Consider the following 9,575-nt stretch of genomic DNA (forward strand, 5'->3'; position numbering starts at 1 on the left):
GATGCTCGACCATTAAAATCTGACCAGTGGATAATTTATGTGACAGCTTCCTATATAAGTCTAGATGAATATGATAAAGCTAAGAAGGTCTTAGAGGACAATTTTTCTAGTATAGGAAAACAAAAAAGATATAGAGAAGCATTTAATTATTTGGATAAACTAAAGAAAAATAATTATTAATATATTTGTAAAACCTGGATAGTTTCAAGGCTTATTGGAGGCTTTGAAGAATATTATCTTTTAATTTATCTCGAAATCAAGTCTTCAGTGTTAGGGCGCGATTCTTTAATAAGAATTAGCGTCTTTTTTTATTTTCAGAATGTAAAGACAGAATAATTCCCTGCTCAATCTAATTGGGGAATTATGTTAAAATGGAGGGGCATTGTGAAAAGATGATCTTAAACTAAAGAAGCAGTATTGTTTAATAAAAAAAGGGGGGAGTCGATGCGAAAAGGTATTTATTTTGTGCTAATGGCACTTATTATAGTCTTATTGGGTGTATTGTCTATCAATCTATACCAAAAAAATGTAGAAGCTAAAAGTGCGATACTAAAAAAAGAATTACTTATCTTTCAAAACCACATAAGTGGTACTGTTAGAGCAGTTGATTCAAAGAATAATGTTCTTATGAAAGATACATTATTAAGATTAAATACATTTGAAACCTTCCATTCAAAATATATTGATACAAAACCTCAATTAGTATTATCGTCTTACGAACAAGGACTTCGATATTTACTTACTACTAAAACTTCAAACTATAATGAAATAAAAAATAATTTAGATATTATTTTTCAAACCGTAACCTCTTATGATGACGAGATATTAGACCAGGAACAATTTGAGAAAATAATTGATGAACTGTTACCACAGGTTGAAGAATTTCGAGATAAAGCAAAAACGTTAAGTGAAGAAGGATAGTACAATTTCATCTTTTGCTACCGGAGTGCGTTAGTGGAAGAACATATTTGTAATTTATCTCGAATTCAATTCTTCAGTAAACGGGCGCTTTCCTGGAATAAGGGGAGCCCCCTTTTTATTTGTCTTGATCATAAATATATCAGATCGCCTTCTGGATATTTATGTTAAAATATGAAGGGATTTAGATTTGGTGTTCTTCAACTAACGAGGCAGGATAGTTGAATAAGGAACACCGTATTTCCAGAAAGATTTAGCTTAAGAAACTCAGTGTATTATCTGAAATTTTGCTGATTTAGGAGGAGGTTTTTATGAAAGGAATTTTCGTATTTCTGTGTTCATCAATATTTTTAGTATTAGTAGGCTGTACTGAAGATTCTTCAGAAAAGGTATCAAATGAACTTGAGAACAAAACCAAAGAGCAACAAGCTTCACTAGAAGAGTATCAGGACGACTTACAAAAGGCAGAAGAAAAAAATCGTCAACTCGCAAATGAATTGGATACATTGAAAAATGACAATGAAATAAAAAATAGTGAGCTTCAATTCAAATCAAATAAGATTAACAGTCTTCAAGCACTCTTACAACAAACCTATGAGGTTATGGGGAATGAAATTGGTGAGAATAAAGCCTTTAAAATATTGGGTCTATTCAAACCAGAGAGTATAACGGAAGATTCTCAGGTTGGTGCTGTTACTGTGCAGAATATTAAAATGGAGAAACAGAATAAGGAAATTAGAAGATATCGAATTGATTTTAACGGGGAATTAGAATTAACTGGTACGGTGAGATTAGATGAAGCACATGGCGGATATGTATTCACAGTAAACAATAAGCATTTTAACCAAGTACCTCACACAATGTATGATATAACAAATGGAACAATATCCTTTAAAATTAAAAATGAAGAAGCATTTATAGAAGCTCTAGGAGAAGACTTATCAATTGGTGAGATCAAATCAATTCATGCTGTTTTTAAAAATTACAATTCAGTCTACATTGCAGAAAGTCACTCCTCTGATTATGCGACATTTGTTGAAATGATTTCTGATTAAATATGTTTATTTCACTAACGGGTGCGTTAGTTGAAGATCCTAAGTAAGATCATCTCGAATTCAAGTCTTCCGCAAACGGGCGCAAATCTTGAATAATGGTGTTTGCGCTCTTTATCTGTTTCCGGGCCATTATGTCGAAGACAAGGATTCAACATAATGCCTATAAATAATAAAGATTACATTCTATTTGTATGATATTATTTATGAAGAATTTGAGTATCAAAATAATGTGTTTGCTAATGGACAATACGCACAACATCACAAAAAGGAATGAGGGATATTGTGAATTCTAAACCAATTAAGATGCTCTTAGTATTATTGATCCTTTTCACTATTTCTTGTTCAGGGGAGACATCAGAGAAAGTAGTATCCAACTATTATAATATGATTAAGCAAGAAAAATATATTAAAGCTACATCTTATATGACATTTGAAGAGTATGAAGAAGTTTATATAACTAAAGAAGATTATATTTCCGACCTAGAAAAGGAAGCAAAAAACGGCTTTGAGCTAATAGATTTTGACATTTTAACAAAAAAAGATAATGATGGATTACATTTTGAAAGAGTGGATGGTGAATATAAAAAAATAGAGCCTGAAAAGCGGATAAATATTTTTGTGATAGCTAAAGAGCAAAGGGAGTTGGAAGGAACAAAGAATCAATTATATGAACTTGAACTAATTCAAAGAGGTGGGAAATGGAAAATTGCAGGTGTCAGTAAACAGATTTTAGGAGCAATACCTTTTGAACTAAGAAACATTTTTAATAACCCTCAAGATGTCGAGAATTATGAGTTTGAATCTAAAACATAAAGCATACATAACTATATCGAATTCAAATCTTCATTTATAGGGCGCTACTCTTTAATAAGAATTAGCGTCTTTTTAGTATTTTCGGAACGTAAAGGAAGAAGAATTCTCTACTCAATCTTGTTGGATAATTATGTTAAAATTGAGTAGCATTGAGAAAAAAAGTGTAAAATTCACGGATTGCTAATTAAGCGTTAGGGGTGATGAACATCAAAAAGAGTTTGAAAATCTACATTATCTTATTATTAGTCCTAGCAGGTTGTTCTGACAGCAACCATAATGAATACAAAATCGTTGTAGAAAACCTAAAAGGCGTAGGAGATTATGGCAACTCCAAAGTGATAACAAATGAAGAACAAGTACAGGAAGTAATAAAGATTTTAGATGATACACTTTGGAATGATATTAAAGTATCTGGATCAGGTCCTACCTACACTCTCCATGTACAAAGTTTAAAAAAGGAAAATGTCAGGAAGTTTAACGAATATTCGATTTATATCATAAAAGATACAAACATTATTGAGATGGTTAGGGGGCAAAATGAAGGGTATATCAAAAAGTCGGGAGAAGATGCAAAGACCTTAAAAAGAATCCTTAATAAAAAGCCTTTCGAAAAAGAGAGCTAGAAATGAATGGTTCGATTTTAAATTTTAAGGAAAGTTTATCTCGAATTCAAGTAATCAGCAATCGGGCGCGATCATTGAATAAATGGTAGCGTCTATATTTTTAGTTAACATCCCTAAATAAATTGATATTTATGCTAATATGTGTGGAGATTGTGAAAGACCGTACCCTAATGTAAATAGATTGCTTTACTAAAGAAGTAGTTATGGAGTAAATTTGCAAAACTCACAAAAATAGGAGGAATACAGAAATGAAATTCAAAGTTTTGGGGCAATATGTCGTCTCCCTTTTAATCGGGATAGTATTAAGTTACATATTGCTAGCGATTGCTCACGGACCAGAAATAATAGAGAGCTGGATACCCTTGATAGCTGGTCTAGCAAGCTTACCACTATCAATTTTAGTATTTAAATGGCGAGAACAAAATGACGCATATGAGGAAGATGAAAAGGGATAAACCGATGAAACTTGCATGTATCCAAGATTGTGAAATACTTAAAGTATCGGGAGCGTTTGTTGAAGACTCTTATTAAAGATAAAATGTCTTCTTCTAATAAGATAATTTCATACAAGACCTATTCGACTGGAATATAAAAAATAAAGTCGCATAAGAATGCGACTTTTCATTTTTAATCTATTTCATTTTTATCCTTACTTAAAACAATAATCCTGTATTTGTCCTCACGTATAGATTTATTTTTTTCATTACTTTGGATAAATACATTGATTTCTGAGCGAATTTCATCAGCTATTTCTGAAGCATCAGAATCATTTGCATCCAATGATGTTTTGATCTTGATTTGTAGTGGGTAGGGATGGAAAGAATAAGCAAAACCAATTACAGGTAAGTGTTCTGCTTCCATCAAAGCACGCCCAATGTGGCTAATTGCATTTGTTTTTTCCCATCGTTTCTCCTGTTCTCTAGCAATCTTTTGTACCTGTCTAACATCTAACTTAACTTTATCCTCATATGATTTTGCTTCTTTTTTAAGAATATCTTTTAACTGTTTGATTCTAGTTTCTGATTCTGGCACTGTTACGTTTACAAACACACCTTCCGTATCATTTATTCTAACTGATACGGGGAACAATAATTCATATCGTTTTTCCTTCAAGCGTTTCTTCAAAGTGTTTTTAAGTTTTTTAGCATCCTCCATATTTTGTTTCCATTCTTTTGATTCTTCGGGGCTTATCTTGGATTGACTTTCTTCCTTTTCATAACGTATTGCTTTGACAGTGTACTCCTGAAAACCATTATTTCCTAGATGTTCCTCGATATTTTGTGCTATATCTTCATAGTCTCCAGAATATCCTTTTAGTTTCACACTCACTTCCTTTGTTTCAGTCATTATATTTAAATCCTTAAGGTCTGTGCCGTTCCTTTCAACGATAGGGACCACAAGCTCCAAGATTTTTTCCATTTCCTCTCTGTTTTGCTCTTCTTCCTTAATAAAATGACTAATGAGAGGAATATTGGCAAAGACATTACTCATGTATGGTACAAAAAGCTCAAATGAAAATAGTATGATGAAAATAGCAGCAACTGAACTATACAGTAATTTACGAGATTTATTCTTTCTTTTATTAAGATTATTAAGGCCATAGAATACCTTATCTTGATGTTCTTCAGTGAACTTCATTTTTTTCACTTGCTTAGGGTACTTCCAATTATTCTCCAAGGACCATTCCTCCTTTCATGTATTCCTTTAAGTTTCTTCTTGCTCTATGAAGTCTACTTTTCACAGTATTAGAATTTACATCTAGAACATCAGAAATTTCATCTACCGTTAACTCCTCATAATAATAGAGGATTATAACTTCTCTTAACTTTACAGAAAGCCTTAACACCTTATGAAATAACTCCTCGCTTTCTTCTTTTTCTAAAACTTCAGTAGCAACAGATCGCATGTTATGTTCATACTCTACTTTCGTCATTGACTTGGGAATTAATTTCCGAAAAGCCCAACTTCTTACATAATCCTTGCAATAATTCACAGTAATCCTATATAACCAGGTTTTATAAGAGGAACGATTATCAAAGTTATGAAGGGATTTATAGCAACGTATAAAAATTTCTTGTGAAAGATCCTCAGCTAGCTTCTCTTCTTTAACGTAAGTAAAAGCAACTCGGAGAACCATATCGCCGTACTTTTCCATTAAGTCTTTTAATATATCTTGATAAGTATGATCATCTTCCATATCCTTCCCTCCTCTTTCATCATGTTAGACGAGAGCAAAGTTATTTCCGTTCCCTTAAATTTAAAAAAGTAATTAAAAGAAGGATGCTGTTTTATGAAATGAGTATTTCTGAATATAATGGAGTAACTGTATCATATATGTCATTGGTTTAGCGCATTTTGATTTGTGAAGTTATGCTTCTATAGAGTATGAAGTAAAAGGGGGGCAGTGGAAGAAAAGTAAATATCCCTCTTAAAATTTCAGGTATTAGGTACCTCATTAATATGTAAGTACAAAATAAACAGAGTGAAAGCGCCTTTTAAAATGGGGATAGTGATGATACTTACAATGTAAAAGGAAGGAAAATGGAAGTAATATCTAGAATTGAAGGGTTGATATCTTACCGTTTGATGGAGCCGTCGGAGAATTTAGGAGGGAGAAATAAGTGAAAAAAATAATTTTAGTAGTCTTTGCTCTCATATTAGGGTTTTTATGGTGGCATCAATATAAAGAAAACAAAGAATTTATGGACAGTTTATTACTGCATCAACCGATTGAAAGAAGTCAAGTCCATATTGCTAGGGTGTGGGAAGCGAATAATAATGAGAAAATAATTCAAAAAGAAGAATTAAACAAAATAATAAGTTGGTTTAATGATTACCCCGCAAACAAAATAGCTGATCAATCTAGGATTGATGGGACTTCTCAAAATTCTAAGGTGAAAGCGGGAATCAATATTGAACTGAAATCGGGATATAAAATTAAGATATTTTTTGTAAATGGGGATTCTATTTATGTAACAAGAACCGATATTAAAGGCGGTATGCAAATTACTTACTCTTTTCTTGAAGAAGCATCTAAATTAGAACATTATTTTGAAGACTCTTTAGAACAATAAAAAGGCTTTTTGTAAACTGACGGATGCTGAGGGAAGATCCTAATGGTGATATCTCGAAATCAAGTCTTCATGTTTAGGGCGCATACCTGGAAGAAAAGGTTGTGCGCTCTATTATTATGTTTGGATCACATAAAATTAAATTGAAATATATTGTTATTGTGTTAGAATATTACAATGTGTTTTTTCTGAAAATTTTAACTATAACTGTTACTTATGTAATACCTGACACCTGTTGACTGTGTTTTTTTAGTAGCACGAGAACGTAAGTTTATTATCGAAATAAGGAGGTAAGTTTCATGAAGAAAATAAAGAGGAGTGATCTGCGATATGAAGCTATATTCTCATAAACCTGAAGGGTATGAGTGTCCATTTTGTCGTATTGTTTCAGGTATTGAAAAAGATAATAAAGGAACGAAGCAAAGAGACATCATTTATCAGAATAAATATGTAACTGCATTTATTGCTAGCAAATGGTGGCCAAACAACAAAGGGCATGTCCTTGTTGTTCCTAATGAACATTTCGAGAATATATATGAACTTACAGCAGAAATGGCTGCTGAGATTCATCGTGCTGCTCAAATGACAGCGTTTGCAATGAAACACACATATGGGTGTGATGGAGTTTCTACTCGACAACATAATGAGCCTGCTGGTAATCAAGACGTATGGCATTATCATCTTCACGTTTACCCGAGATATGAAAACGACAACCTCTATCTAACAAAAGGATCTTATACCGAACCAGATGAACGTCCTTTCTATTCAGAAAAGTTACGTTTGGGGATAGAAGAACTTTTAGCTAACCAGGAGTGATCTTAAAATTCACTATAAGGGGACGATCGTAATGAACATTAGAAATTCTGCAAAAGGCATTATAATAAAAGGAAATAGGGTGTTACTTACAAAAAACAAAGATAAAGAAGGGTTTTTTTATCTTTGTCCTGGTGGTGGTCAAGAACATGGTGAAACACTACATAATGCATTAAGAAGAGAATGTATTGAAGAAGTTGGATACGATATAAACGTAGAAGAACTCTTACACATACGAGAGTATATTGGAAAGAATCATGAATACTCGACATTTGATTATGATGTTCACCAAGTTGAATACTATTTCACTTGTGAATTGAGGGATAATGTAAATTACAAAGAACCTATCAACCCTGATAAACATCAAATAGGGATAGAATGGGTGGATGTCACCGAATTGATGCAATATAGGCTATATCCTAAAGAGATAAGAACACATATCGTTAAGCATTTTAATAAAGAAAAATCCCCCATTTATCTAGGAGATGTTAATTAACTTAATAAGCTAAGGGGCTATGGTGAGAGATGAGGGGGTTGTTGAGATGGAAATATTATTGATTAGACATGGAGAATCTGAAGCTGATATTTTAAATGTTCATGAAGGTAGAGCTGATTTTTCCTTAACGGATTTAGGTAGACAACAAGTAAGTTTAATGGCTAAGAAAGTAAAATTAGAATTTCCACCAGATTTTATTTGGGCAAGTACGCTACAAAGAGCTAGTGAGACAGGAGAACTACTTTCAGAAACAGTTAATTGCCCAGTAGAGTATGAAGAACAATTAATGGAGTTTAATAATGGAGTCCAAGCAGGACTAAGCTTTGAAGAAGCAAAAAAATATCCCAAACCCCAATATTTGCATGAACGATATAGAGAGGGGGAATCACATATTGAATTTAGAATGAGGATAGAAAGTATATTTTCAGAAATAATTTCTGTTAATAATTACAACCGAATTGCAATAGTTGCTCATGGTGGTGTTATAAATTGCATACTCCGTTCATTTTTTGGAATGGGGATATCTAAAGATTACTATTTTAAATTAGGGGACACTAGTATTAGTTTTTTAGAATTAGTAGAGCGAAATAAAATTGTTCATTTTATAAACAATATTTCTCACTTAGATCCCTTAAAGCAACTAAGATAATCTAATGAAGAAAGTAAATTTTAGCCGAAAATGGGAGGGGAATTATGGACAAGGTAATACATGATATAGCCAATCTGTTAACCAATAAAGAACAAAAAGTAATCATTGGGATTTCGGGTCATGGTGCTTCAGGAAAGACAACTTTTTCAAATAAACTTAAAAAGATTTTGGGGCGAAATGATGTGAATTATATTAATACCGACCCGTATATTATCGGTTCTCACCTTAGAAAGTACACTACTATTGACTATGAATATAAAAATGAGCATCATCAATATAAAATGACGGCTTGTCATCCCTCAGCTCATAATATAAAAGCATTAGAAAGAGACATCAATATGATGAGAGATGGTTTAAATTTTTACACAATAGGAACTGATTATATGGAGAGCACTTTAATTTCTTCACAAAACAAAATAAATATTGTAGAAGGGATGAGCGTTGCATTTATTAATCCTAATTTATTAGATTTAAAAATTTTCTTATATACTGGTGGAGATACCGAGTTAAATAGAAGAGGTGTTAGAGATGTTTCGGAAAGAGGGACAAACATCAATTATTTAAGGCAATCTCATGAAGAGCGTAGAATTCAATATGAGTTATTTATGCACCCTTACCATCAAAATTTTGATGTTGTTTTAAAAAATTCCAACGTAAATTTTCTTATGGAAAAAGGTGATTATCTAATTAACCGGTTTTAATTAGATATGGAATCAGAAGTGTTAATAGTGCTGGAAAATTGTAATAATCAATGAAATAAAGCCAAGTAACTAAATAGAGATATCTCGAATTCAAGTGTTCCACATAAGACCAGCTATAAAAAGTCAAGTATCTAAATCAATGTTTCTTTAGGTTTAAAGGAATAAAATTTGGCATGCCAAATAAACCTCACGCTTGTTATTATTAAAAATCCCATGAGCTGTTGTCACTCATCGTTTACTTGAGGGCGTGGTTCATAAGGCTTTTGATCTCTTAGAATCGCAAAGATGATGTGTGTTAGTTTACGAGCAACAGCGCCAACCGCAGTGCCGTGAGCTTTTCCACGATCACGTAACTTTTGATAATAAAGAGATAATGCAGGATCATGAAAGCTAGCTACAAATGCAGCTTGCCAAATGGCTCGTCTTAGATAAGGAG

General features: G+C 32.5%; 13 protein-coding genes and 1 pseudogene. 11 read left to right on the forward strand and 3 right to left on the reverse strand.

The window, feature by feature from the left end:
* The 6 genes from H514_RS25080 to H514_RS0115005 form a co-directional block, all read left to right on the forward strand.
* Positions 1-180, forward strand: a 180-nt coding sequence (locus H514_RS25080; protein WP_036849371.1) for a hypothetical protein, incomplete at its 5' end; no start/stop codon positions are given.
* 264 nt (positions 181-444) lie between these two features.
* Positions 445-921 (forward strand): hypothetical protein, encoded by a 477-nt coding sequence (locus tag H514_RS0114985; protein ID WP_027447694.1) that lies wholly within the window; start codon positions 445-447, stop codon positions 919-921.
* A 308-nt stretch (positions 922-1,229) separates the two neighbouring features.
* Positions 1,230-1,973: an OmpH family outer membrane protein gene (locus H514_RS0114990; protein WP_027447695.1), complete on the forward strand. Its 744-nt coding sequence runs from the start codon at positions 1,230-1,232 to the stop codon at positions 1,971-1,973.
* A 282-nt stretch (positions 1,974-2,255) separates the two neighbouring features.
* Complete coding sequence (locus H514_RS0114995; RefSeq protein WP_027447696.1) at positions 2,256-2,786, forward strand: hypothetical protein; 531 nt, start codon at positions 2,256-2,258, stop codon at positions 2,784-2,786.
* Between the two features lie 200 nt (positions 2,787-2,986).
* Positions 2,987-3,409, forward strand: coding sequence for a hypothetical protein (locus H514_RS23195; protein WP_036843669.1), 423 nt, complete (start codon positions 2,987-2,989; stop codon positions 3,407-3,409).
* A 248-nt stretch (positions 3,410-3,657) separates the two neighbouring features.
* Complete coding sequence (locus H514_RS0115005; RefSeq protein ID WP_027447697.1) at positions 3,658-3,864, forward strand: hypothetical protein; 207 nt, start codon at positions 3,658-3,660, stop codon at positions 3,862-3,864.
* 172 nt (positions 3,865-4,036) lie between these two features.
* Here the strand turns inward: H514_RS0115005 and H514_RS0115010 are convergent, their stop codons facing one another.
* Both H514_RS0115010 and H514_RS0115015 read right to left on the reverse strand, forming a co-directional pair.
* Positions 4,037-5,086 carry a DUF4030 domain-containing protein gene (locus H514_RS0115010; RefSeq protein WP_027447698.1) on the reverse strand — a complete coding sequence of 350 codons (1,050 nt, stop codon included), beginning with the start codon at positions 5,084-5,086 and terminating at the stop codon, positions 4,037-4,039.
* The gene (locus H514_RS0115015; RefSeq protein ID WP_027447699.1) at positions 5,076-5,606 is read right to left on the reverse strand and encodes a sigma-70 family RNA polymerase sigma factor; all 531 of its coding nucleotides are present in this window, start codon (positions 5,604-5,606) and stop codon (positions 5,076-5,078) included. Before H514_RS0115015 ends, H514_RS0115010 begins: the two co-directional genes overlap by 11 nt.
* Positions 5,607-6,030: 424 nt before the next feature.
* On the opposite strand from H514_RS0115015, the gene H514_RS0115020 reads away from it, so the two are divergent.
* From H514_RS0115020 to H514_RS0115040, 5 genes are all read left to right on the forward strand, one after another.
* Positions 6,031-6,483, forward strand: a complete 453-nt coding sequence (locus tag H514_RS0115020) for a hypothetical protein (protein ID WP_027447700.1) — start codon at positions 6,031-6,033, stop codon at positions 6,481-6,483.
* Positions 6,484-6,810: 327 nt separating this feature from the next.
* Positions 6,811-7,296: an HIT family protein gene (locus H514_RS0115025; protein ID WP_027447701.1), complete on the forward strand. Its 486-nt coding sequence runs from the start codon at positions 6,811-6,813 to the stop codon at positions 7,294-7,296.
* Positions 7,297-7,327: 31 nt separating this feature from the next.
* Positions 7,328-7,789, forward strand: a complete 462-nt coding sequence (locus tag H514_RS0115030; protein WP_027447702.1) for an NUDIX domain-containing protein — start codon at positions 7,328-7,330, stop codon at positions 7,787-7,789.
* 46 nt (positions 7,790-7,835) lie between these two features.
* The gene (locus H514_RS0115035) at positions 7,836-8,438 is read left to right on the forward strand and encodes a histidine phosphatase family protein (protein WP_027447703.1); all 603 of its coding nucleotides are present in this window, start codon (positions 7,836-7,838) and stop codon (positions 8,436-8,438) included.
* A 44-nt stretch (positions 8,439-8,482) separates the two neighbouring features.
* Complete coding sequence (locus tag H514_RS0115040) at positions 8,483-9,139, forward strand: uridine kinase family protein (RefSeq protein WP_027447704.1); 657 nt, start codon at positions 8,483-8,485, stop codon at positions 9,137-9,139.
* A gap of 224 nt (positions 9,140-9,363) precedes the next feature.
* Here the strand turns inward: H514_RS0115040 and H514_RS0115045 are convergent.
* A pseudogene (locus H514_RS0115045) lies at positions 9,364-9,575 on the reverse strand (IS110 family transposase); the annotation flags it as partial.

This window comes from Pontibacillus marinus BH030004 = DSM 16465, from assembly GCF_000425225.1.
Taxonomy (GTDB): Bacteria; Bacillota; Bacilli; order Bacillales; family BH030062; genus Pontibacillus; species Pontibacillus marinus.

Coding starts and splice junctions, on each gene's coding strand:
- H514_RS0115005 (WP_027447697.1), top strand. CDS start 3,658: ATGAAATTCAAAGTTTTGGGGCAATATGTCGTCTCCCTTTTAATCGGG.
- H514_RS0115025 (WP_027447701.1), top strand. CDS start 6,811: ATGAAGCTATATTCTCATAAACCTGAAGGGTATGAGTGTCCATTTTGT.
- H514_RS23195 (WP_036843669.1), top strand. CDS start 2,987: ATGAACATCAAAAAGAGTTTGAAAATCTACATTATCTTATTATTAGTC.
- H514_RS0115030 (WP_027447702.1), top strand. CDS start 7,328: ATGAACATTAGAAATTCTGCAAAAGGCATTATAATAAAAGGAAATAGG.
- H514_RS0115015 (WP_027447699.1), bottom strand. CDS start 5,606: ATGGAAGATGATCATACTTATCAAGATATATTAAAAGACTTAATGGAA.
- H514_RS0114985 (WP_027447694.1), top strand. CDS start 445: ATGCGAAAAGGTATTTATTTTGTGCTAATGGCACTTATTATAGTCTTA.
- H514_RS0115040 (WP_027447704.1), top strand. CDS start 8,483: ATGGACAAGGTAATACATGATATAGCCAATCTGTTAACCAATAAAGAA.
- H514_RS0114990 (WP_027447695.1), top strand. CDS start 1,230: ATGAAAGGAATTTTCGTATTTCTGTGTTCATCAATATTTTTAGTATTA.
- H514_RS0115035 (WP_027447703.1), top strand. CDS start 7,836: ATGGAAATATTATTGATTAGACATGGAGAATCTGAAGCTGATATTTTA.